A 24,630-nucleotide genomic window follows, 5' to 3' on the forward strand; every position below is an offset into this window, starting at 1 on the left:
ATAAAGACCTGGGGGAATGTCATGAACAAGTCGACGCGCACCACCGCTGCCGCCGCGCTGCTGGCGCTGTTCACCCTGCCCGCGTTGGCGGGCACGGCGAGCGCCGCCGCGGCGGAGGGGGCGATCTGCGGGACGGTCTGGCGCGACAGCGACGGTGACGGGCTGCGCGAGGCGGGGGAGCCGTTGATCGCCAACCACACCGTCGGGCTGGTCGGGCTCGGTGGCAGCTACGTCAACACCGCGGCCGACGGCACCTACTGCCTGAACGGGCTCGAAGCGGGCACCTACACCGTGCAGTCCAACGACCGGGCGCTGTTCGTCCCCTCGGAAGGGCTGACGGTCGCGGGCAAGGACTCGAAGTTCGAGCGCTCCGAGTCGACCGCCGCGGTCACCGTGGGGGAGGGGCAGACCGTGTCGGGGATCGACGCGGGGTACGTCGTGTCGGACGAGGACGTGCGCGCGGTCCAGTTGATCCTGGACTTCGGGGACCGCACCTACGCCCTCGACCAGCAGTGGCTGGACGAGCCGGTGCAGGTGGGGCAGGAGTTCGACATCTACGGCAGCGTCACCATCGAGGGCAACACCTCCGACCAGATGTGGGCCGAGCTGCACCTGCCCGCTGGGCTTTCCGCCCAGGAGACCCTGGGTGGCATGCCGTCCGTCTTCGACGGCTTGCCCGAGGAGGGGCAGCGCGTGCACGGGCAGTTCGCCGGCCGCAAGGAGCCCGGGCTGGTCGAGTTCATCGGGGTCCGCGTCCGCGTGGTCGCCCCGTTCGACGCCTCGGACATCACGGTGAAGGCGCTGGCGGGGGTGCACCCGGACGAGGACCCGGGGAACAACACCCTGGTCGGCTCGATCTCGGCGGTGGCGGCCCCGGTGACCCCGACGCCCAGCGGCGGCGCCACCACCCCGCCCCCCGCGCCCGCCGGGGGTGTGCGGCCCGCCGGGAACGTGGTGCCCGCCGCGTCCGGCCCGCAGCTCGCGAACACCGGCGTCGACCCCGTGCTGGGCATCGGCATCGGCTCGGGTCTGGTCCTCGCGGGGGCGGGCGCGCTCTGGTTCGCCCGCACCCGCCGCTCCCAGGCCTGACGCCCCTGCGCCGGGCGGCCTACGCGAACACCCTCGCGAAGGCCGCCCGGGTCGGGGAGTCGGGTCGGCTGTCGTAGACGGCGAAGGCGACGTGCTCGAAGTAGGGGTTGTCGCGCAGTGCTGCCGCGAACACGTCCGCCACCAGCGCAGGGTCGTTGCCGAACACCCCGCAGCCCCACGCGCCGAGCACCAGCCGGGTGTGGCCGTGGGTGGCGGCGACGTGCAGCACGCGGGTGGCGCGGGCGCGCAGCGCGCCCTCGATCGCCGCCGCGCGCTCCGGCTGGTTGGTCAGGATCGCGGAGCGGTTCGGGGCCGCGGCGGTCAGGAACGACAGCGGGTACGGCTGGGCGAGCAGGGCGCCGTCGTCGTCGCGGTACACCGGGACGTCCGGGGAGTAGATGACGCGGTCGGTGTAGACGAGGTCGTGGTTCGCGCGGTGGTGGGCGTAGAAGTCCTCGGCGGCGAGCAGCGTCGGGTAGAGGGCGCTGGCCCGGGCGAGGCTCTCCTCCTGCGCCTGCGCGCCGTTGAGGAACCCGCCGCCGGGCTTGCGGGCGGACGCGAAGTTGAGGCAGGCGGTGCGGCCACCGAGCCGCTTGCCCGCCGCGAGGGTCGTCTCAGCGGTGACCTCGGTCGTCGGCGGCCCGGTGCGCGGCTCCGGCAGGGGAAGGTGCTCGTCGGGCAGGTGCAAGCGGGTGCCGGACACGGCCGCCGCGACCGCCCCGGCGAGGGAGACGGTGCCCGCCGCCGTGTCGTAGTGCCCCCGGTCGGCGATGGCGACGGTCTCCTGGGCGATGGCCCGCAATCGATCTTTCACGACCACCGATCATGGCGGCCCACCCCGCGTGGGGGAAGCGGATTTGCGGTCAGGCGGGGACGGCCGCGCGGGCCCGGCCTCGCTCGACGACCACCGACAGCGCCGCGACCAGCAGGCCCGCGACGCTGAGCGCGACGCCGACCCACGCGGTCGAGGTGTAGCCCCAGCCCGCGGCGATCGCGAGACCGCCGAGCCAGGCGCCCGCGCCGTTGGCGACGTTGAGGGCCGAGTGGTTCGACGACGAGGCCAGCGACGGCGCGTCCGGCGAGGCGTCGAGCAGCCGCACCTGCAGCGCCGAGGCGAGCACCTGCGACACGAAGCCCAGCGCGAAGATCATCGCGAACTCCAGCACCGGCACGTGCGCGGTGAGCCCGAGCAGCGCGAGCACGGCCGTCATGGCGATCAGCGCGCCGAACACCGAGCCCATCACCGAGCGGTCGACGAACCGGCCGCCGACGGTGGCGCCGGTGGTCATGCCCAGGCCGAAGGTGGCCAGCACCCACGGCACCGCGCCCTCGGCGAGCCCGGTGACACCGGTGGTGAGCGGGGAGACGTAGGAGTACACCGCGAAGCACCCGCCGAAGCCGATCATGCCGGTGACCACGGCGAACCACACCTGCGGGCGGCGGAACGCGCGCAGCTCGCCCACCATCGACGCCTGCTGGTCGGCGGGCACGTGCGGCACCCAGCGCGCCACCGCCAGCGCGGTCACCGCCGCGATCGCGGCCACCGCCAGGTACACCGCGCGCCAGCCGATCTGCTGCCCGGCCGCGGTGGCGGCGGGCACGCCGACCAGGTTCGCCACCGTCAGCCCGATCATGACCCGGGCCACCGCGGTGCCCCGGCGCTCCGGGGCCACCAGCGAGCTCGCGACCACGGCGGCGATGCCGAAGTAGGCCCCGTGCGGCAGCCCGGCGAGGAACCGCGCGGCGAGCAGCGACGGGGTGTCCCAGGCGATCGCGGACAGCAGGTTGCCCACGGCCAGCCCGGCGGCCAGCGCGATGAGCAGCCCCTTGCGCGGCACCCGGGCCGCCAGGACGGCGATCAGCGGCGCCCCGACGACCACGCCGAGGGCGTAGGCGCTGATGGCGTGCCCCGCGGCCGGGATCGAGATGCCGAACGTGCCCGCCACCTGCGGCAGCAGCCCCATGGTGGCGAACTCGGTCGTCCCGATGCCGAACCCGCCGAGCCCCAGGGCCAGCATTGCCGCCCCGACCCCCGTCCGTGCCGCGCCCGTGCGCTCGGCGACCGCCGACATGCCACCCCCATCATCGACCTGATCCGTTGCTGAACCGATCCTACGTGCGGTTTCCCGGGTCCTGGCGGTGCGGCTGGTCACACATGGGATGTCTGCCCCGCGCCTGGGGCTGGGATGTCTGCCCCCGCGCCGGGGGAGACCGGGGGTCAGGGCGTGCCGCGGAACTCCTCGTGCAGGCGGGGCAGGAAGCCCGCCAGGTGGTTCATCTCCGCCGCGCAGTGGTGCAGCAGGTCGCGGCCGAGCGAGGCCGGGATGAGCAGCTTGCCCAGGTGCGGGATCACGAGGTTGGCGGCGGTGCGCACCGGCGGCGTGCGCAGGAGTTTGCCCTGCGGCGTCGACACCGCGTGGGCGGGAACATCGATCACCTCCGGGTGGCCGAGGAAGAAGCGGCTGCGCATCTCCGCGCCGTCGTCGGTGGGGCGCACCTGGTGCACCAGCCACCCCGCGAGCACGGGCAGGTGGCTGTATCCGACCCGCGCGCAGATGTGCGTCGTGCCGGGGGAGTCGGTGAACCCGAAGCGGGTCGGGTCGACGAAGCGGATCGCCAACCGCTGGGGGAGGCCGCCGAGGTACTCGTCGACGTAGGACACGTTGTCCTGGTAGCGCTGGCGGTCGGTCAGCCCCGGCAGGCCGCTGCGGTCCTCGCCCCACGCGGCGAGCCGGTGCGCCTCGGGGTGCCAGAGCTTGTAGCGGGCCGGATCGCTGCCGTGCCAGCCGAACCACCAGTCCCACATCCCGGCGGTGACCCCCGGCATCGGGGTCAGGCAGGCGATGAAGGTCGTCCCCGACGGCATCCGCGTCCAGCCCGTCTCCACCGGGTCGTACCCGGGCCGCGACATCCTGGCGGGGGCGTCCTGGGCCTCGTAGCCGTGCTCGGTGGGCGCCATGCCGCCGAGCAGCACCTCCGCCACGTGGTCCTGGACCGGCGCCACCTCGGGCCGGAAGTACCCGGCGAAGGGCCGGGTCAGCTCGTCGTCGCGGTAGCCGAGGTGGGGCGCCGCGCGCGCGTCCCTGGGCAGCGGCGCGCGGTCGGCGGGGGTGGGGGAGTAGTCCGGCACGGGCTCACCCTAGGGCCGGTCAGCCCGTGCGCTCGGGACCCAGCAGCTTCGTGAGCAAGTGGTCGAGCTGCGCCACCTCGTCCTCGTCCAGGGGTGCGAAGGACTCCGCGACGACCCCGTCGACCACCGCGGCGGCGCGGTCGAGCACCTGCTTCCCCGCGGCGGTGATCCGGTGCCGCACCGCCCGCCCCGGGCCCGGCAGCCGCTCGACCAGACCGAGGTCGGCCAGCCGGATCGCCAGGGCGCCGAAGGACTGGTCGGTCATGAAGGTGCGCACCGCGAGGTCGTGGGTGGAGGAGTCGGGGTGCTCGGCGACGTGGCGCAGCGCGTCCCACTGCGACAGCGTCGTGCCCAGGGCGCCCAGCCTGGTGTCGATCTCCCGGTGGTGGCGGTGCTGGAGCCGCTTGATCTTGCGGGCGACGCGCTGGAGCGGGGGCATGGGCGCAGCTTAGCAAGGAAGCTTGTACAAGCTTGCTTATACAAGGATGCTTGTATAGCGTGGTGGCATCCCACCGGAAGGACGCCGCATGAACCCGCTGCTCACCCCCACCCAGCACCAGACCGCGCTCGACGACCGCGGCACCGGCCACCCGTTCCTGCTCCTGCACGGCGGTGGCGGCCCGCAGTCGGTCGCCCCGCTGGCCCACGCCCTCGCCGCCACCGGGCGCGCTCGGGTGCTCACCCCCACCCACCCCGGCTTCGACGGCACGCCCCGCCCGGCGGACTGCGCCACCGCCGCCGACCTGGCCGTGCGCTACCACGCCCTGCTGGCCGAGTCCGGCCTGAGCGGGGTGACCGTCGTCGGCAGCTCCTTCGGCGGGTGGATCGCCGCCGAGATGGCCCTGCGCGCCGCCGACCTGGTGCGGTCCGCCGTGCTGGTCAACGCCGTCGGCATCGCCGTCGACGACCACCCGATCACCGACGTCGCGGGAATGCCGCTCGACCGGCTCGCGGACCTGAGCTACCACGACCCGGAGCGGTTCAGGGTGGACCCGAGCACCCTGCCGCCCGAGCGCCGAGCGGCCATCGCCGCCAACCAGGCCGCCCTCGCCGCCTACGCGGGCGAGCCCTACATGCACGACCCGGGGCTGCGAGCGCGGCTGTCCGCCGTGGCGATCCCGGTGCACGTCCTGTGGGGCGAGAGCGACGGCATCGTCGACCTCGACTACGGGCGCGCGTACGCGCGGGCCATCCCCACCGCCGACTTCCGGGTCATCCCGGGCGCGGGGCACCTGCCGCACGTCGAGCAGCCCGAGCTGGTGCGCGACCTCGTCCTCGCCGCGGCACCCGCGCGCTGATCAGGTGCGCGCGCTGGGCGCCGGGTGCAGGTCGCCGTCCGCGCCCGGCAGGCAGGCCGCGGAGCGGTCGTCGGTGCGCAGGAACTCCCCGAAGCAGCGGCCGACCTGGGCGTGGCCCGCGGCGTTGGGGTGGAACGACTCCTGCAGCGCGTGGCTGGCCCGGTCGTCGGCCTGCAGGTCCGTCCACCGCACGGCCAGCCGGGCGAACCACTCCTGGGCCGGGTCCTCGTGCGAGCAGGCCTCGCGGCCCACGCCCGCGCGCGACAGGTCGAGGAACCGGGCGTCGACCTCCGCCGCGACCCGCCGCACGCCCTCGGTCATGATCGGCACCGCGGTCCCGCGCACCCAGTCCAGGTCCTCCGCGCGCAGCGGGCAGCCGTTGAGGTTGAGCAGCTCCGCCCGCGCCCCCGGGCCCACCGGTGCCGCGTAGGACTGCACGACCAGCTGGTAGTCGGTGTTCTGGTAACCGGCGTCGCGCATCACCGAGCGGATGTCCTGGAGCGCCTTGACGGCCTTGGGCACCATCCTGTCCACCTTGGACTGCCAGTCGCCGTTGCCCGCCGCGCAGCCGGGCGCCCCACGGTTGAACCAGGCCTGCACGCACCCGTCCATCACGTGCGAGAACCCGGGGTCGTCGTTGGCGCCCACCGCCACCTGGATCGCCACCACCCGCTTGTCCAGGGCGATCCGCCGCAGCCGCTCCGCTTGGGACCCCTCGGTGTACTGGTCCTGACCGCCCAGCCCCACCTGACCGGACGGGGCACCGGAGCACGCCAGGTTCACCGTCTCCGCGATGTCCGCCAGGCCCGTGCGGTGGATGGAGGCGTTGGCCGAGCGGTGGCACCAGTCGCCGCCCTCGCCGTCGGTGCCCTTCTCGTAGTCGCCCGCGCCCTCGCCGGAGATGGTGCTGTCGCCCATCGCCACGAGCACGCGGGGGGCGCCCTCGGGCGGGCTCGGGGCGGGCGGGTCGTCGGGGCCGCCGACGAACAGCAGCGAGCCGATCAGCAGGACAACAAGGACGAGCACGGAGAGGTGCCAGCGGTACCGTCGCATCGGCACCGATCCTACGGGGCCGCGCTCAGGCCGTCGCCGGTGCCAACCTGCCGCCGGTGAGCACCAGCCTGCGGTCGGCGATCTCGTGCACGAGGTCGTGGTGGGTGGCCACGAGCACGGCCGCGCCCTCCTCGGCGGTGCGCCGCAGCAGCCCCAGCACGGCCGCCACGCTGCCGTGGTCGAGGTGCGCGGTGGGCTCGTCGGCCAGCAGCACCCTGGGCCGGGCCGCCACCGCCCTGGCCAGCGCCGCCCGCTGCTGCTGGCCGTAGGAGACCTCGGGCGGGTACCGGTCGGCCAGCTGCTCGATGCCGAGGCCGCCCAGCAGCTCGGCCACCCGCTCAGCTACCCCGGAGCGGCGGGCCAGCCGCAGCGGCAGCGCCACGTTCTCGGCCAGGGTCAGCTCACCGGCCAGCCCCATCGCCTGCGGCAGCACCGCGCAGTCGGCCCAGGCGGGCACCGCGGGCAGCGGCTCCCCGCCGATGCGCACCTGCCCGGCGTCGGGGGTGTCGAACCCGCACAGCACCGCGAACAGCGCGCTCTTGCCCGACCCGGAGCGCCCCGACACCGTCACCAGCTCCCCGGCGGCGACGTCCAGGTCGACCCCACGCAGCACCTGCACCGCCCCGTCCGGGTGGTCGAACGCCCTGGTCACCCCGCGCGCGGACAGCACGCTCATCCCACGACCTCCCCTTCGCGCAGCCGGACGACCCGGTCCGCGCGCTCGACCAGCTCCGGGTCGTGCGAGGCGGCGACCACGGGCACGCCCCGCGCGGCCAACCGGCCCAGCACGTCGAGCACCAACCCCGCCGAGGCGGCGTCGAGCTGCGAGGTGGGCTCGTCGGCGAGGACGACGGCGGGGTTGCGGGCCAGCGCGCACCCGAACGCCAACCGCTGCTGCTGGCCGCCGGAGAGCGCGCCGACGCGCCAGCCCGCCGTGCCGGGGATGCCCAGCCAGTCCAGGATCCCCTCGTCCGGTTCGGTGCCCGCCGACTGGGCCGCCGCGCGGAGGTTGCCGCCCACGGTCAGGTGCCCGATCAGGTTGTCGGGCGGCGCCTGGAACACCATCGCCACCCGCTCGCGGCGCAGCGCCCGCCTGCCCCGGTGGGTCAGCCCGCCCACGTCGCGACCGTCCATCAGCACGGTCCCGGCCGTGGCCCGGTCGATGAGCCCCAGCACCCGCAGCAGCGTCGACTTGCCCGACCCGGACGGTCCGGACAGCACCGTCATGCCCGCCCCGGCGACGTCGAAGTCGACCCCGCGCACCGCCTGCACCACCCCCGCCGGGGTGCGGTAGTCCACCCCGACACCGCGCAGCTCGTACAGCGCCGTCTCAGCCACGGATCAGCTCCCCGACTCGGGCGGTGGTCACCGACCGCACCGCCGACAGGCAGATCAACCCCACCACCGCGGCCGCGGCCAGGACGGTCGCGGCCACCAGGCCCACCAGGTCGGGCGCGGAGGCGAGGGGCCGCAGCCACGGCGAGGGGTCCAGCAGCGGGGCGGCGACCGCCGTGCAGATCCACCCCGCGGTGCTGCCCGCCAGCACCGACACCCCGGCAAGGGACCCCAGCTCGACCAGGTGGCTCACCGCCAGCGCGCGGCGACCCAGACCCATCCGGGCGGCCAGCGCCCCGGCGAGCGCGTTCTGCCGCCGCCGCACCTCCACCGCCAGCACCAACGCCGCCGCGGCGACGACCGCGAGCACGAACCCCAGGGCGGTCACGAAGTCGAAGGTCCACGTGACGGTGTAGAAGGGCAGCCCGTCCAGCGCCGCACCGCGCGAGCGCGGCGCGAAGTAGTCCACGCCCGCGCCGCTGAGACCCCGGGTCAGCTCCGCCACCGGCAGCGGCGACCACACCTGCCAGGTCGGCACGGCGGACCGGTCGGGCACGCGGGTCACCACGTACCCGGCGTTGCTGCCAATGAGCGGGAACGAGTCCACCTCGCCCGCGGTCCGGTACCGGCCGAAGGCCCCCAGGGAGACCGACCCGCTCGCGGCGGGCCCCACGCGCAGCGCCTCGCCCGCATCCAGTCCGGCCAGGGTGGACGCCACCTGCTCGGGATCGCGGTCGCCCAGCCAGGCGCCGCGGGTGAACGTGGCCGGGTCGACGACCAGCACGGTCGTCTTGCCCGTCTTGAGCACCCCGACGACGGTGCCCGCCACCGGCAGCTGCCCGCCGGTGGCGACCCCGCCGGGGATCTGGGCGCTCGACTCGGCCCCGACGAACAGCCCCGACTTGGTCTGCAACGCGTCGTCCTGGGCGTCGGCCACCCCGATGCCCACGGTGAGCGTGCCCACCGCGAGCACGCCCACCAGCAGGATCCCCACCGCCGAGCCCGCGGCCGCGGCCAACCGGCGCACCGCCAGCTGCACCGGGGGCACCCGCCACCACTGGACCCGGTGCGCCGCGGACAGCGCCCACCGGGCCAGCCGCACCGCCACCAGCGCGACGGTGAGCACCACCAGCAGCGGGAAGGCCAACCCCGCCGCCTCGGCCGTCTTGGGCAGCGGTTGCGCGAACGCCAGCTGCACCGGCTGCGACCGCACCCGGTCCCACGTCAGGAACGCCGCGACCGCCGCGACCACCTCCCACGGCACCCAGCGCACCCACCGCAGCCGGTCGTGCCCGCCCGGCGCCTGCAACGCCCGGTGCACCCGCACGCCCGCCACGGCGGCCACGACGCCCAGGGACACCAGGAACACCGCCACGACCAGCGCCGCCGCCACCCAGGTCGTGCCCGGGGCCACGTTCGGCGACGGCCCGTAGACCCCCAGGCCCGCCCGGGCCAGGGCGAACCCGGCCACGGACCCGGCCAGCAGCGGCGCGGCCAGCTCCAGCACCGCCCGACCGCCCAGGGCGGCCGGGCCCGCGCCGCGCGACCACAGCAGCCGCAGCTCGGCCTGCCTGCGCTGGCACCACTGGGCGGTCACCGCCGCCACCCCGACCAGGCCCACCAGCAGCGAGATCACCGTGAGCGGCAGCACCGCGCGCAGCACCGTCGTCGCGGACGTGCGCGCCACCTCGACCGGCTTGGCGAAGTAGTTGGCCGCCGTCACCGAGGCGCCGCGCTGCGTGGTCCGCAGCTCGGCCAGCACGGCCTCGTCGAACCGCTCGCCGCGGGCGGCGACGTCGGCGGCCTCGTCCACCGTGCGCGGCGCGGGGTCGGCGAACCGGACGGTCACCACCAGCTGCGGTCGCGGGGTGTGCGCCAGCAGCGACTCCCGGGACGGGAACCACACCGCCGGGCCCGCCGCGCCCTCGGCGGCCAGCGGGTTGACCACCACCCGCTCGCGCTCGGAGCACCAGTAGTCCGCCACCGGCTCCGCCAGGTCGGCGTAGATGGCGGTGACCGGGGGGAGCGTGCCGCCCATGCCCCGGTCACCCAGCTCGATCCCGGCCACGCGCGCCAGGCTCTCCGGGACCCACACGCCGTCGCGCGCCCCGCCCTGGAGCACCCGCAGGTTGTCCATGGCCCCGTCGCGGTAGGCGAACTGCGACCACGGGTTCGCGCCGTTGAACTCGTTCTGCAGCACCGGGGTGTACACCGCGACCACCGGGGAGCGGAAGCCGAAGTCCGCGCCGCGCGCGGCGGCGGTGTCCGCGATCCGCTCGGCCTCCGGGGCCAGGACCCGGTTGCCCTGCACCACCGGCGGCACGAGCTGCGAGCACAGCCTGCCCGCCTGGTAGTCCACGGCCGCGCTGCCCGCCGACTCCGCGTGCAGCACCGCCGCGGCGCCCACGAAGCTCAGCAGCAGGCCCGCCACCACCGCGACCAGCACGGTCAGCGGGCTCGACCCGGCGGCCCTCGGCGCGGCCCTCCACGGCAACTGCATGCCGGCACGCTAGCGGGCGCCCCGGGCGGGCTCAGCGGGCCAGCAGCGCCCGCAACGCCTTCGTGACCTCCTCGGGCGCCTCCTCGGCCATGAAGTGGCCGCAGGTGACGGTGCGGTGGTCGAGGTCGGCCGCCCACGGCTCCCACAGCGCCCGCGCGTCGAACCCCAGCGCCGAGCCCCAGTCCTGCTGCACCACGCACACCGGCATGCGCAGCCGGGTGCCCGCGGCCCGGTCCCGCTCGTCGTCCTCGACGTCCACGGTCGCCGACGCCCGGTAGTCGGCCACGATGGACGGCACGGCCGCCGCCGAGGCCCGCAGGTACTCGGCGCGGACGTCGTCCGGCAGCCCGCCGTGGGACCAGGTGTCGAGGAAGTGGCCGAAGAACGCCTCCGGCGCGCCGCCGATCACGGCCTCGGCCAGGGCGGGCGGTTGCGCCATCAGGTACAGGTGGAAGGCCACCGCCGCCGACCGGCCGTGCAGGACGTCCCACATGTCCAGGGTGGGCAGCACGTCCAGGATGCCGAGGTGGGTGATCGCGGCGGGGTGGTCGAGGCCCGCGCGGAACGCCACCAGGGCGCCCCGGTCGTGCCCGACGAGGGCGAAGCGGTCGTGGCCGAGCGCGGCGGCGGCGGTGACGACGTCCTGGGCCATGGTCCGCTTCGAGTAGCCGTCGGCGGGTTTGCCGCTGGCGCCGTAGCCGCGCAGGTCGGGGCACAGGACGGTGTGGTCGGCGGCGAGGTCGGCGGCCACGTGCCGCCACATCAGGTGCGTCTGCGGGAAGCCGTGCAGCAGCACGACGGGTGAGCCCGTGCCCGCCGAGGCGACGGTGAGGGAGACGCCGTCGGCGACCGGGACCTGCTGGTAGTCGAATCCGGGGATGTTCACGCCGTCGAGCCTGCGCGCCCCCGATCAGCACCGGATCAGTGCCGACGCCGCCGCGGACCTCCCGCGGGGGTCGTCGCAGGTCGGGGCGGGTGCCTGCGGGGGCGAGGCGCTGGGTGGCGGGTCGCGGCACATGACCTAGGGTTCCGGTCGTGGGCACGGCCGTGCGGTTCCTGGTGCTCGGCCCGGTGGCAGCGGAGGCGGGCGGGCCGGTCGACCTGCGCGGGCCGCGCCAACGCGCCGTGCTCGCCCGTCTGCTGGTGGCCCGGGGGCGCGTCGTCCCCACCTCGACCCTGGTGGACGACCTGTGGACGCACCCGCCCGCGGGGGCTGTCGGTGCGGTGCGGACGTTCGTGGGTGACCTGCGCCGCGCCCTGGAACCCGAGCGCCTACCGCGCACACCGCCGCGACTGCTCGTCACCGAGGGACCGGGGTACGCGCTGCGGCCCGGTGCCGTGGACGCCTGGGAGTTCGAGGACCTGCTCGCCCGGCCGGACCCGTCGCGTTCGGACCTGTCCCGGGTGGACGCGGCGCTGGCGCTGTGGCGCGGCCCGGCGTACGCGGACGTGGCGGACGAGCCGTGGGCGGTCGCGGAAGCCCGCAGGCTCGACGAGTTGCGCCTGCACGCCGTCGAGCAGCGGGCTGCCGCGCTGCTCGACCTCGGCCGCGCCGCCGAGGCCGTGGCGGACCTGCGGGCGCACACGGCGGCCCACCCGTTGCGCGAGGGCGCGTGGAACCTGCTTGCCCGAGCCCTCTACCGCGCGGACCGCCAAGGCGAGGCGTTGTCCGCCTTGCGCGACGCCCGCCGCGTCCTGGCGGAGGAACTGGGCGTCGACCCCGGGCCCGACCTGCGCGCGCTCGAAGCGGACATCCTGGCGCACGCGCCGAGCCTCGGGCCCGGACGCGCGGCGGTGGCGCGGCCGGTGCTCCTCGGTCGCGAGGCTGAGCAGGAGGCGCTGCTGGCGGCCGCCGACAGTGCCGTGGGCACGCGGTTCGTCCTGCTCAGCGGAGACGCGGGCATCGGCAAGACAGCACTGGCGCAGTGGCTCGACGCCGAACTGCGGGCGCGCGGGTGGACGACGGCGTGGGGGAGCAGCACCACCGACGACGACCAACCGCCCGCGTGGCCGTGGACGCGCGTCCTCGACACCCTCGGCGCACCAGCCCCCGCCGAGCCCACCGCTTTCGCCCAGCGTCGCGCTGTCGTCGCGCTGCTCGCCCGGTACGCGCCCCTGCTGCTCGTCCTCGACGACCTGCACTGGGCGACGCCGGAGACCCTCGCCCAGCTCACCGCCCTGATCACCGACCCGCCACCGGCTCGCCTGCTGGTCCTCGCCACGCACCGCGACACCCCGGGGCTGGTGGACCTGCGTGCCGCGCTCGCCCGCACCGACCCCCTCCGCCTCCGGCTCACCGGGCTGCCCGCGCGCGCCGCCGGTGACCTCGTGCGCGCCGCCACCGGCCGCGACCTCGACCGGTCCACGGCCGACGCGCTGCACCGGCGGGCGGGCGGCAACCCGTTCTACCTGCGCGAGTTGGCGCGGTGGCACGACGAGGGCGCCGGTGCGGACGACGTGCCGCCCGGCATCCGCGACGTGGTGCGGCAGCGGTTGGCCGGGGTTCCCGAGCAGGTGCGCGAGGTGCTGCGGCTGGCCGCCGTCACCGGGGACGACCTCGACCTGCTCGACGAGCCCGGCCTGCTCGACGCGCTCGAACACGCCGCGGCGGCGGGCTTCCTGGTGGAGACGCCGCCGCGCGGCTTCGCCTTCGCCCACGACCTCGTGCGCTCGGCCATCGCCGCGACCCTGTCCGCCACCCGCCGGGCCGTGCTGCACGCCGATGTCGCCGCCCGCCTGGAACGGCTGCGCCCGCGGGACGCGGCCGCCCTCGCCCACCACCACCTGCGCGCGGCCACGCCGGCCTCTGCTGCCCGCGCCGTCGGCCACGCCCGCACCGCCGCGCAGCGCGCCGAACGCGCTTTCGCCCCGCACCAGGCGGTCCGGCTCTGGCAGACGGCCCTGGACGCCCACGCCGCGTCCGGCACCGACGACGAACACCTGCGCCTGGAACTGCTGATGGGCCACGTCCGCGCCCTGGCCTACACCGGTGACCTGGCCGCGGCCCGCCGCGGTCGCGCGTCCGCGGTGGACGCCGCCGCGCGGCTGGGCGACGCCCAGCTCACCACCAGGGTGCTCGGCGCCTTCGACGTCCCCGCGCTGTGGACGGACCCGGACGACCCCGAGCTGTCCGCGACCATCGCTGCCACGGCCCGGGCGACGCTCGACGCCCTGCCCGAGCCCACCCCGGACCGCGCCCGCGTCCTGGCGACCCTGGCCCTGGAGCTGCGCAACACCGACATGACCGGCGCGGCGGCCGCGGCCCGCGAGGCCGCGGCCATCCCGCACGACGACCCGGCCCTGCGCGCGCTGGTGCTCAACGCCCACGCCCTCACCCTGTTCGACCACGCCGGGATGGCGCCCCAGCGCGCCCGCGCCGCCGACGCCCTCATCGCCGCCGAGCCGATCGGCCACCGCGTGCTGGGGCACCTCGTGGCCCTGCAAGCCCACTGCGCCCTGGCCGACCTCGGCGCCGCCGACGCGCACGCGCTCTCGGCCGACCGCCTCGCCGCCGAGCACGGGCTGCCGCTCGTCGGGGTGTTCACCGCCTGGTACCGGGCGCTGCGGCTGTCGATCACCGGACACCCCGCCGAGGGCGCCTACCGCGCTGCCGCGGCCGCCCTTCCGGGTTCGGGCATGACGGGCCTGGAACCCGGAATCCTCGCCCTGGCACTGCACTGCGACCGCCTCCAGCGCGGCGGACCACCGCTGGTGGCGGACTTCGGCCCGCACGAACCGTGGTGCCGCCCCGGACCCGCGCCACCCCCGCCGCCGCGCGACCTGCTCTTCGAGGTGCGGTCGTGCTTGCGCGCACGGGCGGCCGTCGCGCGCGCGGACCAGGCGTTGGCCGACGAGGTCCACGACGCGCTGCTGCCCGCCGCGGGCGAACTCGCGGCGGGCAGCGGACTGGTCACCCTGGGCCCGGTCGCCCAGCACCTCGGGGACCTGGCGGTGGTGCTGGGGCGCCCCGGGCAGGCCCGCGAGCACTACGCGCGGGCGTTGGCCGTGGCCGAGCGGGCCGGGTCACCGCACGCGGTGGCCGCTGCCCGCGCCGGGCTCAGAGCGGACGGCGCTCCAGGCGCGGCTCCGCCCGGTCGAGGTCGGTGACCGGCAGCTGCGCCACCCGGGCCTGCGCGGTGGTGCCGAGCCCGGCCCAGCGCAGCAGGGTCGCCTTCGCCGCGTCCCGCTCCGCGGGCACCAGCGCCTCGATGTTCGCGCCGTGGTTGGCCCCCGGCGCGGTGTAGGAGTAGGAGTCGCGGCGGCTGGGGGTGAACGGCTCCGCGCCCCACGGGTCGTTGCCGCCGTAGACGAACAGCATCTGCGACGCGCTCGTGCGCACCCACTGGTCCACGTCCAGCATCGGCAGCGCCTGGTGCCGCGAGCGCAGCGCCGGGGGCAGGTTGGAGTTGGCCTGGTAGAGCCCGGGGTAGCGGGTCAGGCCGCGCAGGTGCGCGAAGCGCAGCGACGGCCAACCGAGCTGAGTGGCGGCCTGGTAGTAGTACGGCGCGTACGGCAGTACGCCCTGGTCGCTGTAGAAGGAGAACCCGGCCACCTGGTCGATGAACGCGTACAGCTCGTCGGTGGAGGCGGTGGCCGCGGGCACGGACGCGCAGTCGGCCTCGGTGGAGTACTGCCAGAACGCCCACACCGTGTCCAGCACGGTCATCTCGTAGGCCTTGTCCAGCGACCCGAGAACCTGGGTGAACGTCCACCCCTCGGCGTCGGCGGCGGCCTGGTACCTGGCCTCCATCTCCGCGCGCCGGAGCAGCGCCTGCTCCTGCACATCATCGAGCTTGGCCCGGCACTCGGGGGTGCCCACCCGTGCGAAGAACCGGTCGTAGGCGCCGTCCTCGGGGTTGACCCGGTCGTTGGGCGCCACGTAGGCGACCACGGCGTCCAAATCGGACGGGTAGAACCGGCGGTGGTAGACCGAGGTCATGCCGCCCTTGCTTGCGCCGGTGGCGACCCACTTGGCCGGGTAGATGGCCTTGAGCGCCTCGACGATCCGGTGGTGGTCGGTCGCCGCCTGCCAGATGTCCAGGTCGCTCCAGTCGGCCGGGTCGGGCCGCGACGGGGTGAAGAAGCGCTGCTCCACCGAGATCTGGTTGCCGTCGAGCAGCCGGGTGGGCTCGGAGCGGAAGGCGTAGCCGGGCATCCCGTAGCCGGTGGTGTGCAGCACCACCGGGCGCGAGACGTCGCGGTGCAGCAGCTGGAACCGCTGCTCGAAGGTGGCCCCGCGCGGCTTGCGGTGGTCGACCGGCTGGGTGATGGTGAGGAAGAAGAACCGGTACCCCTGGGGCGCCTGCGCCTCGGTGACCGTCAAGCCGGGCACCGCCTGCAGCCGGTCGAGGATGTCCGCTGACGGCGCCGCGGGCGACGCCAGCGCGGGCGTCGCCACCACCCCCAGCACGGCCAGCACCGCCACCACCAAAGACACCCACCGAGCCCGCACGCGCGCCCCTCCTCGTCCGGTCGCCGACGGCGACCCTGCCGGCATCCTCACTCCCGCCGGACCACCGGCGCAGCCCCCGAACCGCCCAATCCGTTCCCACCCGATCGGCGCACGCCCTGTGAACGGATCACCGCGGCGCGCGTCCGGATCGGACTCGGCCCGGCGCCCGACGGCCCTGGTCGGAACGGTCGCGTACCGGTTTTCCCCGCAGGTGCGCGGTACAGTCGCGCGGTGGCCGCCGTCGACCTCGCCCAGCTGCTCGCCGCACCGGTGTCGAAGCTGCCGCCCGGACCCCGGCGCCCGGCGTCGCGGGAGAACCACCGGATGCGGCTGCTCGCCGCCGTCCTCGGCGTCGCGGCCGACCTGGGGTACCAGGAGGTGCGGGTGGCCGACATCGTCGAGCGCGCGCAGGTGTCCCGGCGGACCTTCTACGAGCACTTCACCGACAAGGAGCAGTGCTTCCTCGCCGCGTACGAGGAGTGGGCCGGGCTGTTGATGGAGCGCACCGCCAAGCCCCGGCCGCGCACCGACAACCCCGTCGACCAGTTCCTGCGCGGCCTCGACGGCTACATCGCCGCCGTCAGCGCGAGCCCCGCGCTGACCAGGGTGTTCCAGATCGACATCGTGCAGGTCGGCTACGCGGGGGTGCGCAGGCGCCGCACCGCCTACCGGCAGTGGGCGGAGATGCTGGCCGCGTTCGCCCGCACGTTCGTCGACGAGGCGGGCAGGCCGCTGCTGCGCGCGGTGTCGCCGTCGCTGTGGCAGGTGCTCGTCGCCGCGGTCAACGAGCGCGTCCTGCAGGCGGTGGAGGAGGTCGCGGAGGTCACCGACGTCGACGGGCTGCGGCACGACCTGCTGGTGATCATCCTCGACGTGGTGGCGCCGCGGCGCCCGGCGGGCACGGTCGCCTCACTGCTGGAGCGCGCGGCCGCCCTGCGCGCGTAGGCCGTCGAGCACGATCTCCAGCGGGTGCGCGGTGTCGACGGTGTGCGCGCGCCACAGGAACCCGACCAGCAGCAGCACCTCGTCGGCCGTGACGTCCCGGCGCAGCTCGCCGGACTCCTTGCCCGCGTCGAGCAGCAGGGTGATCGCGGCCGTCGTGCGGTCGTAGTACTCGTGCGACAGGTCCGCGCGGGTCGCCGCCTCCACCGCCATCGACACCCCGTGCTTGACCCGACCGTAGGCGGCGAGGCGGGCGAACCACCGGCGCAGCGCCTCCACCGGCGGGTGCTCGGCCAGGAGTGGTCCCGCCGCCCCGATCAGCGCCTCGACGTCCTGCCGGTACACCGCCAGCAGCAACGACTCCCGGGTCGGGAAGTGCCGGTAGAGCGTGCCCTGGCCCACCCCCGCCCGCTTGGCGATGGCGCTGAGCGTGACCTCCGGTGACTCGCCCAGCGCGGCGCTGGCGACGCTGAGGAGGTGCGCGCGGTTGTGCTCGGCGTCCGACCTCGGCACAAGCCCTCCCTTGCTAAGCGGACACGTGTCCGTATAGCGTGACCGGTGTTCCGGACACGTGTCCACTTATTCTAGGGGAAGGAGGCCCGCGGTGGAGGACGCCCAGGGCAGGACCGAGCAGGCCAAGACCGTGCAGGGCGAGGTTGGGCAGGGCGAGGCGGTGCGGGGCAAGGTGGTGGTGGTCACCGGTGCCAGCAGCGGGATCGGCGCGGCGACGGCGCGGGAGCTGGCCGCCCGCGGCGCCCGCCTCGTGCTCGGCGCCCGCCGGGCCGACCGGGTGCGCGACCTCGCGCGCGAGCTCGGCGGCGTGGCCGTCCCGGTCGACGTGCGCGACCGGGACGCCGTGCGCGCGCTGGTGGAGACCGCCGAGGCGGAGTTCGGCGGGCTGGACGTGTTCGTCGCCAACGCCGGGGTCGGCCCGATCTCGCTGCTCGACGACCTGCGGGTCGACGACTGGGAGGCGATGGTCGACGTGAACCTCAAGGGCGTGCTGTGGGGGATCGCCGCGGCCCTGCCGGTGTTCCGCCGCCAGGGCCGGGGCCACTTCATCGCCACCGCCTCGACCGCCGCGCTGCGCGTGGTGCCGTACCAGTCGGTGTACGCGGGCACGAAGATGGCGGTGCGCGCGGTGTGCGAGGGCCTGCGCCAGGAGGCCGGGCCGGACCTGCGGGTCACGGTCGTCTCGCCCGGCTACGTCGAGACGGAGTTCGTCGACGGCGTCACCGCGCCGGGCGTGCGCGAGGCCCTGCTGCCGATGCTCGGCAAGGGCATCACGCCGGAGGCGATCGCGCGCGGCATCGCCTGGGCGGTCGAGCAGCCCGCGGAGGTGGACATCAGCGAGCTGGTGATCCGCCCCACGGCGCAGGGCTGAGGCGGCGGCCGGTCAGTGCGGCGCGTTGAGGATGCCGTCGAGCAGGCCGGGGTAGAGCGCGTCGAGGTCGTCGCGGCGCAGGGTGGTGATGCGGGCGGTGCCCGACGGGCGGACCCGCACCACGCCCGCCTCGCGCAGCGTGCGGATGTGGTGGGTGCGGGTGGACTTGCTGACGGGCAGGTCGATGGTGCCGCAGGGGGTGCCCTCGGCGAGCTTGGCCAGCTCGCGCACGATCGTCAGCCGCACCGGGTCGGCCAGGGCGTGCAGCACCTGGTCGATGCGGATGGCGGCGCGGTCGGGGTGGGTCAGCTCGTCGGGCACGGTCCCATGATACGACCCGGCTCGTAGTACGACGAAATTCGTACTACGATCCTCGTCGTACCTGATCCCCGAAACGCGCGGAGAGCCATGTCCACCCGCACACACCTGCTGGCCGCAGGCGCCTTCACCGTCGGCTCCAGCGGGTACATCGTGTCCGGCGTCCTGCCCGCGGTCAGCGACGAGCTCGCGGTGTCCACCGCGACCGCGGGCCAGCTCGTCACCGTCTTCGCCATCGCCTACGCCATCGCCTCCCCGCTGCTGGCCACGGCCACCGGCCGGTGGGAGCGGCGCACCCTGCTCGTCACCGCCCTCGGCGTCAGCGCGCTGGGCAACCTGCTCGCCGCCCTCGCGCCGAACTTCGCGCTGCTGCTGGTCGCCAGGGTGGTCAGCGCGCTCGGCGCCGCGGTGTTCACCCCGGTCGCCACCGGCGTCGCCACCACCCTCTCGCCCCCCGACCACCGCGGCCGCGCCGTGGCCACCGTCTTCGGCGGGCTCACCTTCGCCCTGATCATCGGCGTCCCGGCGGGCAGCCTGCTCGGCGGCCCGATCGGCTACCGCGGCGTGTTCGCCCTCGTGGCGGCGGTGTCGGTGCTCGCGGCGGTCGCCGTGCGCCTCGGGCTGCCCGCCGTCGCCGCCCCGCCGCACATCCCCGTCCGCGCCCGACTGGCCGCGGCCGCCGACCGGCGCGCCCAACTGGTGCTGGGCATGACCGTGCTGGCCTGCCTCGCGGCCTTCGGCGTGTTCACCTTCATCTCGCCGGTGCTCGCCGCCACCGCCGGGGTCCACGGCGCCACGATCAGCGTGCTGCTGCTCGTCTACGGCCTCGGCGGCGCGCTGGGCAACTCCCTCAGCGGCAGGCTCACCGACCGCTTCGGCAGCAGGCGGCTGCTGCTGGTGGTGTTCTCCGCCTTCACCCTGGTGCTGGCCACCCTGCCGGTGACGGCCACGACCACGGTCGGCGCGGGCGCGGCGCTGTTCACCTGGGGGCTGGTGACCTGGTCGGTCAACCCGCCCATCCAGAACTGGCTCATCGAACTGTCCCCTTCGGACAGCGGGATGCTGCTGTCGGTCAACGCCTCGGCCATCTACCTCGGCGTCGGGCTCTCCGGGGTGTTCGGCGGGCTGGTGATCGGCACCGCCGGGATCCTCGCGCTGGCCCCGATCGCGGCCTGCGTCGGCGCGCTGGCGCTGGTGCTGCTCGTGCTCGCCCACCGCAGCAGCGCCGCCGCCGAGCGCGAACCCGTGGCCGCCTGAGCGGCGCGCGGTCGCACCTGGCGCGCCAGGGGGTCCGTCGGCGTAGGCTCCACCCCGTGGTCGACCGAGCCGACGGCCCCCTGCGGCCGCTGCGCGCCGACGCCCGGCGCAACCGGGAACGCGTGCTGGACACCGCCCGCGCCCTGTTCGCCGCCCGGGGGTCCGCGGCGTCCTTCGACGAGATCGCCCGGCACGCCGGGGTCGGCGTCGGCACCGTCTACCGCCACTTCCCGACCCGCCAGGCGCTCGTCGAGGCCGTGGTGGGCGGGCACGTCGCCGCCCTGGTCGACCGCGGCGCCGGTCTGCGCGCCGCGGCGGACCCGGTCGCGGCGTTCCTCGACTTCTTCGCCTTCGTCGTCGACCGCGCCGCCGCCGACCAGGCGCTGCTGGAGGCGGTGGAGGCCAGCATCCGCGCCCCGCAACCACTGCGCGCCGCCCTGCACGACGTGCTGGCCGCGCTGCTGGCCCGCGCCCAGACCGCGGGCCACATCCGCGCCGACCTGTCCGCGGGCGACGTGCACGACCTGATCGTCGGCTGCGCGGCCACCCAGCGCCGCGCCCGCCCGCGCGGCACGCACGCCAACCTGCTCGCCGTCGTCTGCGACGGGATGCGCCACCGCTGAGCGGCGCACCGCGGAAATCCAGCGGACGGGCCCGCCCCGCCCGTCCTAGGGTGGGGGAGTGCTGACCGCCACCGACCTCGCCAACCGCACCGACCGGGCCAGGGACGCCGCCACCGCCGCCGCGCGCTCGCTCGGCGTCGACGTCCACGACGCGCGGGTGGTCTACGACGTGTTCTCGGTGGTGGTCGACCTCGCCCCCGCCCCGGTGATCGCGCGCGTGCCCACCGTCCTACCCGGATCGAGCACCCCGGAGTCCCAGCGCCGGTTGCAGGTCGCGGAGCTCGACGTCACCCGCTGGCTCGCCGCGCGCGGCGAACCGACCGTGGTGCCCAGCCCGCTCGTGCCCGCCGAACCGGTCCGCGCCGACGGGTTCGCCATGACCTTCTGGCAGAAGGTCGACGGCGTCGTCGAGCCCGCCCTGGAGATGCCCGAGCGGGTCCGCCGCACCGCCCACCTGCACGCCGTGCTGCGCGACTACCCCGGGCCGGTGCGCTACTTCACCCCGTTCGCCGACGGCTTCATGGCCGACGCGCTGGCCTTCCTCGCCGAGCGCCCCGACCTGCTGCCCGCCGACGACCTCGACCGCGCCCGCCGCGAGTGGGCCGTGCTCGAACCGCTCGCCACCTCCGAGGACGCCCTGCTGGAGCGCTTCCCGCACGCCGCGCCGCAGGTGGTGCACGGCGACGCCCCCTACTACAACCTCATCGAGACCGCCGACGCGGTGTACTACAGCGACTTCGAGCACGTGATGCGTGGCCCGGTGGAGGCCGACCTGGCCCACGTCGGCGCCGAGGCCGTCGCCACCTACGACGCCGCCGCGGCCGACCTCGGGCTCCGCCCGGTGGACCCCGCGCTGCTCGCGGTCGTGGAGCGGCTGCGCGACCTGCAGGTCGTGGGCTGCCTGGCCATGGTGGACCAGTTGCCCATGCTCGCGGAGGGCGTCAAGCCCAGCATCGACGCGTGGCGCGCCTCGGAGTTCGCGGGCGGTGCGGTGTGAGCGGCCTCGACCTGTCCCGCCCGCTGGTCACCGACGGGGGCCTGGCGACCGAGCTGGAGCGGCGCGGCAACGACCTGTCCGACGCGCTGTGGTCGGCCCGGGTGCTGCGCGACGACCCGGCGGAGGTCGTCGCCGCCCACGAGAGCTTCTACCGGGCGGGCGCGGTGATCGCGACGTCCGCGAGCTACCAGGCCAGCTACGAGGGCTTCGGGCTGCCGAAGGGGAAGACCGACGCGCTGCTGCGGCGCAGCGTCGCGCTGGCCGCCGAGGCCAGGGACCTCGTCGACGACGGCACCCAGCGCTGGATCGCGGCGTCCGTGGGCCCCTACGGCGCCGCGCTCGCGGACGGGTCCGAGTACCGGGGGCGCTACGGGCTCACCGTGCGCGAACTCGCGGACTGGCACGCGCCCCGGCTGGCCGTGCTCGCGGACGCGGGCGCGGACGTGCTGGCGGTGGAGAGCATCCCCGACATCGACGAGGCCGAGGCCCTGGTGTCCCTGCTGGCCGGGACCGGGCACCAGGCGTGGCTGACGTACACGGTGGACGGCGAGCGGACCTGCGCCGGGCAGCCGCTGGCGGAGGCGTTCCGGGTGGCGGCGAGCATCCCCGAGGTCATCGCGGTGGGGGTCAACTGCTGCAAGCCCGTCGACGTGCTCCCCGCCGTGCGCATCGCCCGCGAGGTCACCGACCTGCCCGTGGTGGTGTACCCGAACAGCGGTGAGGCGTGGACGGGGGAGTGGGCGGGGGACAGCGCGTTCCCGCCGGAGGCCGCCCGGGAGTGGGTCGCCGCGGGGGCCCGCGTCGTCGGCGGGTGCTGCCGGGTGACGCCCGAGCAGATCGCCGCTGTCGCCGCCGCGGTGTGAGCGGGCCGCGCGGGAACTGTCGGTGGGGGGCGCCATGATGGGCGCGTGGACGCGCGGGACATGGAGTACCTGGTAGCCGTGGGGGAGACCCAGCACTTCGGCCGGGCCGCCGAGCGGGTGGGGGCCTCGCTGGAGGAGCTGACCCGGTGGTCCCGGGAGTTCGAGCGGGTCACCGGGTTGTCGGTGTTCGAGCGGACGGTCCGGCGGGTGCGGCTCACCGAGACCGGGTCGCGCATCGAGGCCGAGGCGCTGAAGGCGCTCGCCGCCGTCCGCGCCGTCGACGCCGTGGTGGGGTACTTGCAGCAGGGGTGGTCCGGGCAGGTCGCGCTGGCCTGCGCGCCCGGCGCCGCGCACCTGGTGTGGCCGCTGGTGCGCGCGGTCGAGCAGGACCGGCCGGGGTTGCAGGTCGACGTCCGGCCCATGTGGGCGATCGCCGCGCTGGGGGCGCTGGGGCGCGGCGAGGTGTCGCTGGCCGTGGTGCGCGACCCGATCCCGGAGGACGCGGTCGGGTCGCTCGTGCTCGGCGCCTACCGCGACCGGCACGTCGCCGTGGCGGCGCCGGGCCCGCTGGCGGGCCGGGAGCAGGTGTCGCTCTCGGAGTTCGAGGGGCAGGGGTTCCTACTCGCGGAACGCGAAGTGGCCCGCGCCGTGCACGACGCCACCGTGCGGTTCCTCGCTGAGCACTGCGTGGCACCGGTGTGGAAGCACCACCGCCTGCTGGAGCAGGAGCAGCAGTTGTCCTTGGTGGCCGCGGGTGTCGGCGCGGCGCTCGTCCCGCCCACAGACAACCCGCTGCCCGCGGGGGTGGCCCTCGTCCCGTTGCGGGAGGAGGGCCCCGAACACCGCTACCACCTGGTGTGGCGCCGCGACGACCCCTCGGCCCTGGTCACCGCGGTGATCACCGCGGCCGAGGCGCTGACCGCCGGCCGCAAGCGCGGCGCCGACAGCTGACGGTCAGGCGCGGCCCGCCCAGATCTCGGCGGACTCCGGGATGGGGTAGGGACCGTCGACGATCTGGTTGTCCCACACCCGGGTGGTGCGCTCGTCCGGGGTGAACTGCGGCCAGCCGGGGTCGCCGGTGGCGGCGAAGGACGCCCAGGACTTGCGGAAGGCCTCCGACAGCGCCTCGAACTCCGGGGGCGGGGGAGTGCCCAGCAGCAGGGCGGAGATCGGCGTGTCGGTGACCCCGAAGGTGAAGGGGATGTCGACGCTGTGGCAGGCGCCCAGCAGCGGGCCCGCCCAGGCGAAGTCGTAGAGCCACGCCCGGCCGCCCGCGCGGGCGTGCGCCTCGGCCAGCCACGTCGACGGCATGCGGAACAGGGCGTCGGACATGATGACCTCGACCAGGGTCTGCTCCGCCGCGCCCGGGTAGGTGTCGCGGTAGCGCTGGACCTGCTCGGGGGACAGGCGCTGCGCCCGCGCCACGCCGTCCACGGTCACCCCGGTCATGTCGGTGAGCATGGAGAAGAGCCGGAACTCCTCGTGGCAGAACCCGGACACCAGGTCGACGTGCGCGGCCCGGCCGTCACCGATCACCGCCCACGGGTCGCCCAGCACCACCTCGCCGTCGACCACCGGGCCGAACGCGGTGATCCCGAGCTGCTGGCCGCGCAGCGGGGAGTCGAGGACGGGCAGGATCGCCTCCGGCGCCACGGCGGCGAACCCCTCCACCGTGGGCCGCACCCCCAGCTCCGCCGCCAGCGCGGCGGTGATCGCCTCGGCGGACTCCAGGGTCCGGTAGCCCGACGGGATGCTCTGCGCGATGCCCCGGCGGATCAGGCCCTCGGTGCGCGGCGTCGTGAGCAGCACGCCCACCGCCGCCGCGCCCGCCGACTCCCCGAACACGGTGATGAGCCCGGGGTCACCGCCGAACGCCGCGATCTCGGAGTGCACCCACTCCAGCGCCGCGAGCTGGTCCAGGTGGCCCCGGTTGGCGGGTGCGCCGGGCAGCACGCCGAAGCCCTCGAAGCCCAGCCGGTAGTTCAGCGTCACCACGACCACGCCGTGCGCGGCCAGCCGCGACGCCTCGTAGGACGGCAGCGACGACGAGCCCGTCTTGTACGCGCCGCCGTAGACCCACACCATCACCGGCAGGCCGGACCCGCCGTCGTCGGGCGTCCACACGTTCACCGACAGCGAGTCGAACCCGTCGTCGGGCTGCCACGGCGACGGCACCCCCGGGGCGGGCGGGCCCTGCACCGGCGCGGCGGAGAAGGCCACCGCGTCCCGGGTGCCCGCCCAAGGTTCGACGGGGGAGGGGCCCGCGAACCGCAGCGGGCCCACCGGGGCCGCCGCGTACGGGATGCCCAGGAAGCGCGTGACACCCCCGCTCCCCGTGCCCCGGACCAACCCCGCCGACGTGCGCACCACCCGGTCCACGATGACCCCT

Annotated in this window: 23 protein-coding genes; 10 read left to right on the plus strand and 13 right to left on the minus strand. The window is 75.6% G+C overall.

From position 1 onward, the window contains the following. The first annotated feature begins 21 nt into the window (after window positions 1–21). Window positions 22–1,089, plus strand: coding sequence for an SdrD B-like domain-containing protein (locus tag BJP25_RS10460; RefSeq protein ID WP_075974620.1), 1,068 nt, complete (start codon window positions 22–24; stop codon window positions 1,087–1,089). A 19-nt stretch (window positions 1,090–1,108) separates the two neighbouring features. On the opposite strand, the gene BJP25_RS10465 is transcribed toward BJP25_RS10460, so the two are convergent. The 4 genes from BJP25_RS10465 to BJP25_RS10480 form a co-directional block, all read right to left on the minus strand. Next, window positions 1,109–1,903, minus strand: coding sequence for a TIGR02452 family protein (locus tag BJP25_RS10465; protein ID WP_075974818.1), 795 nt, complete (start codon window positions 1,901–1,903; stop codon window positions 1,109–1,111). A 49-nt stretch (window positions 1,904–1,952) separates the two neighbouring features. Further along, window positions 1,953–3,161 carry an MFS transporter gene (locus BJP25_RS10470; RefSeq protein WP_075974621.1) on the minus strand — a complete coding sequence of 403 codons (1,209 nt, stop codon included), beginning with the start codon at window positions 3,159–3,161 and terminating at the stop codon, window positions 1,953–1,955. Window positions 3,162–3,307: 146 nt separating this feature from the next. Next, window positions 3,308–4,219, minus strand: coding sequence for a DAPG hydrolase family protein (locus tag BJP25_RS10475; RefSeq protein ID WP_198943414.1), 912 nt, complete (start codon window positions 4,217–4,219; stop codon window positions 3,308–3,310). 19 nt (window positions 4,220–4,238) lie between these two features. Then, complete coding sequence (locus BJP25_RS10480; RefSeq protein WP_075974622.1) at window positions 4,239–4,658, minus strand: MarR family winged helix-turn-helix transcriptional regulator; 420 nt, start codon at window positions 4,656–4,658, stop codon at window positions 4,239–4,241. An 88-nt stretch (window positions 4,659–4,746) separates the two neighbouring features. On the opposite strand from BJP25_RS10480, the gene BJP25_RS10485 reads away from it, so the two are divergent. Continuing rightward, complete coding sequence (locus BJP25_RS10485) at window positions 4,747–5,517, plus strand: alpha/beta fold hydrolase (RefSeq protein WP_075974623.1); 771 nt, start codon at window positions 4,747–4,749, stop codon at window positions 5,515–5,517. Here BJP25_RS10485 and BJP25_RS10490 read toward each other — a convergent pair whose 3' ends face one another. Genes BJP25_RS10490 through BJP25_RS10510 form a run of 5 tightly spaced genes read right to left on the minus strand, consistent with a single transcriptional unit; the run spans window position 5,518 to window position 11,291 of the window. Then, window positions 5,518–6,570, minus strand: a complete 1,053-nt coding sequence (locus BJP25_RS10490; protein WP_075974624.1) for a GDSL-type esterase/lipase family protein — start codon at window positions 6,568–6,570, stop codon at window positions 5,518–5,520. Between the two features lie 25 nt (window positions 6,571–6,595). After that, complete coding sequence (locus tag BJP25_RS10495) at window positions 6,596–7,246, minus strand: ABC transporter ATP-binding protein (RefSeq protein WP_075974625.1); 651 nt, start codon at window positions 7,244–7,246, stop codon at window positions 6,596–6,598. Further along, window positions 7,243–7,908 (minus strand): ABC transporter ATP-binding protein, encoded by a 666-nt coding sequence (locus BJP25_RS10500; protein WP_075974626.1) that lies wholly within the window; start codon window positions 7,906–7,908, stop codon window positions 7,243–7,245. The genes BJP25_RS10495 and BJP25_RS10500 overlap by 4 nt, the downstream gene beginning before the upstream one ends. Then, window positions 7,901–10,405, minus strand: a complete 2,505-nt coding sequence (locus BJP25_RS10505) for a hypothetical protein (protein ID WP_075974627.1) — start codon at window positions 10,403–10,405, stop codon at window positions 7,901–7,903. The genes BJP25_RS10500 and BJP25_RS10505 overlap by 8 nt, the downstream gene beginning before the upstream one ends. 31 nt (window positions 10,406–10,436) lie before the next feature. After that, window positions 10,437–11,291, minus strand: coding sequence for an alpha/beta fold hydrolase (locus BJP25_RS10510; protein WP_075974628.1), 855 nt, complete (start codon window positions 11,289–11,291; stop codon window positions 10,437–10,439). Between the two features lie 149 nt (window positions 11,292–11,440). Between BJP25_RS10510 and BJP25_RS10515 the strand changes: the two genes are divergently transcribed. Further along, a complete protein-coding gene (locus BJP25_RS10515) occupies window positions 11,441–14,512 on the plus strand; it encodes a BTAD domain-containing putative transcriptional regulator (RefSeq protein ID WP_233157992.1) in 3,072 nt (1,023 codons plus the stop codon). Here BJP25_RS10515 and BJP25_RS10520 read toward each other — a convergent pair. Continuing rightward, window positions 14,463–15,842 carry an alpha/beta hydrolase family protein gene (locus tag BJP25_RS10520; protein ID WP_269844534.1) on the minus strand — a complete coding sequence of 460 codons (1,380 nt, stop codon included), beginning with the start codon at window positions 15,840–15,842 and terminating at the stop codon, window positions 14,463–14,465. The two genes, BJP25_RS10515 and BJP25_RS10520, sit on opposite strands and share 50 nt — an antisense overlap. 246 nt (window positions 15,843–16,088) lie before the next feature. On the opposite strand from BJP25_RS10520, the gene BJP25_RS10525 reads away from it, so the two are divergent. Continuing rightward, window positions 16,089–16,802, plus strand: coding sequence for a TetR/AcrR family transcriptional regulator (locus tag BJP25_RS10525; RefSeq protein ID WP_075974630.1), 714 nt, complete (start codon window positions 16,089–16,091; stop codon window positions 16,800–16,802). Here the strand turns inward: BJP25_RS10525 and BJP25_RS10530 are convergent. Then, on the minus strand, window positions 16,767–17,312 hold the full coding sequence (locus BJP25_RS10530) for a TetR/AcrR family transcriptional regulator (protein WP_075974631.1): 546 nt from the start codon (window positions 17,310–17,312) through the stop codon (window positions 16,767–16,769). The genes BJP25_RS10525 and BJP25_RS10530 overlap by 36 nt on opposite strands. Window positions 17,313–17,472: 160 nt before the next feature. On the opposite strand from BJP25_RS10530, the gene BJP25_RS10535 reads away from it, so the two are divergent. Next, the gene (locus BJP25_RS10535; RefSeq protein ID WP_075974821.1) at window positions 17,473–18,183 is read left to right on the plus strand and encodes an SDR family oxidoreductase; all 711 of its coding nucleotides are present in this window, start codon (window positions 17,473–17,475) and stop codon (window positions 18,181–18,183) included. A gap of 12 nt (window positions 18,184–18,195) precedes the next feature. Here BJP25_RS10535 and BJP25_RS10540 read toward each other — a convergent pair whose 3' ends face one another. Next, window positions 18,196–18,504, minus strand: a complete 309-nt coding sequence (locus BJP25_RS10540) for an ArsR/SmtB family transcription factor (protein ID WP_075974632.1) — start codon at window positions 18,502–18,504, stop codon at window positions 18,196–18,198. Between the two features lie 87 nt (window positions 18,505–18,591). On the opposite strand from BJP25_RS10540, the gene BJP25_RS10545 reads away from it, so the two are divergent. The 5 genes from BJP25_RS10545 to BJP25_RS10565 are packed head-to-tail and all read left to right on the plus strand — an operon-like array spanning window position 18,592 to window position 23,192. Next, a complete protein-coding gene (locus BJP25_RS10545; RefSeq protein ID WP_075974633.1) occupies window positions 18,592–19,758 on the plus strand; it encodes an MFS transporter in 1,167 nt (388 codons plus the stop codon). Between the two features lie 56 nt (window positions 19,759–19,814). Beyond that, window positions 19,815–20,381: a TetR/AcrR family transcriptional regulator gene (locus tag BJP25_RS10550; protein ID WP_158075628.1), complete on the plus strand. Its 567-nt coding sequence runs from the start codon at window positions 19,815–19,817 to the stop codon at window positions 20,379–20,381. A 58-nt stretch (window positions 20,382–20,439) separates the two neighbouring features. Next, a complete protein-coding gene (locus BJP25_RS10555) occupies window positions 20,440–21,378 on the plus strand; it encodes an aminoglycoside phosphotransferase/kinase family protein (RefSeq protein ID WP_075974634.1) in 939 nt (312 codons plus the stop codon). Beyond that, window positions 21,375–22,241, plus strand: coding sequence for a homocysteine S-methyltransferase (gene mmuM, locus BJP25_RS10560; protein WP_198943415.1), 867 nt, complete (start codon window positions 21,375–21,377; stop codon window positions 22,239–22,241). The genes BJP25_RS10555 and mmuM overlap by 4 nt, the downstream gene beginning before the upstream one ends. Before the next feature lie 45 nt (window positions 22,242–22,286). Further along, a complete protein-coding gene (locus BJP25_RS10565) occupies window positions 22,287–23,192 on the plus strand; it encodes a LysR family substrate-binding domain-containing protein (RefSeq protein ID WP_075974635.1) in 906 nt (301 codons plus the stop codon). Window positions 23,193–23,195: 3 nt separating this feature from the next. On the opposite strand, the gene BJP25_RS10570 is transcribed toward BJP25_RS10565, so the two are convergent. Next, window positions 23,196–24,620, minus strand: a complete 1,425-nt coding sequence (locus BJP25_RS10570; protein WP_075974636.1) for a carboxylesterase/lipase family protein — start codon at window positions 24,618–24,620, stop codon at window positions 23,196–23,198. Window positions 24,621–24,630: the final 10 nt, after the last annotated feature.

The sequence above is a fragment of the Actinokineospora bangkokensis genome, assembly GCF_001940455.1.
Lineage (GTDB): Bacteria > Actinomycetota > Actinomycetes > Mycobacteriales > Pseudonocardiaceae > Actinokineospora > Actinokineospora bangkokensis.

What these genes read in the sequence shown, in the direction of transcription:
- BJP25_RS10495 (WP_075974625.1), bottom strand. Translation starts at nt 7,246, where the DNA reads ATGAGCGTGCTGTCCGCGCGCGGGGTGACCAGGGCGTTCGACCACCCG.
- BJP25_RS10490 (WP_075974624.1), bottom strand. Translation starts at nt 6,570, where the DNA reads ATGCGACGGTACCGCTGGCACCTCTCCGTGCTCGTCCTTGTTGTCCTG.
- BJP25_RS10480 (WP_075974622.1), bottom strand. Translation starts at nt 4,658, where the DNA reads ATGCCCCCGCTCCAGCGCGTCGCCCGCAAGATCAAGCGGCTCCAGCAC.
- BJP25_RS10485 (WP_075974623.1), top strand. Translation starts at nt 4,747, where the DNA reads ATGAACCCGCTGCTCACCCCCACCCAGCACCAGACCGCGCTCGACGAC.
- BJP25_RS10470 (WP_075974621.1), bottom strand. Translation starts at nt 3,161, where the DNA reads ATGTCGGCGGTCGCCGAGCGCACGGGCGCGGCACGGACGGGGGTCGGG.
- BJP25_RS10505 (WP_075974627.1), bottom strand. Translation starts at nt 10,405, where the DNA reads ATGCAGTTGCCGTGGAGGGCCGCGCCGAGGGCCGCCGGGTCGAGCCCG.
- BJP25_RS10545 (WP_075974633.1), top strand. Translation starts at nt 18,592, where the DNA reads ATGTCCACCCGCACACACCTGCTGGCCGCAGGCGCCTTCACCGTCGGC.
- BJP25_RS10460 (WP_075974620.1), top strand. Translation starts at nt 22, where the DNA reads ATGAACAAGTCGACGCGCACCACCGCTGCCGCCGCGCTGCTGGCGCTG.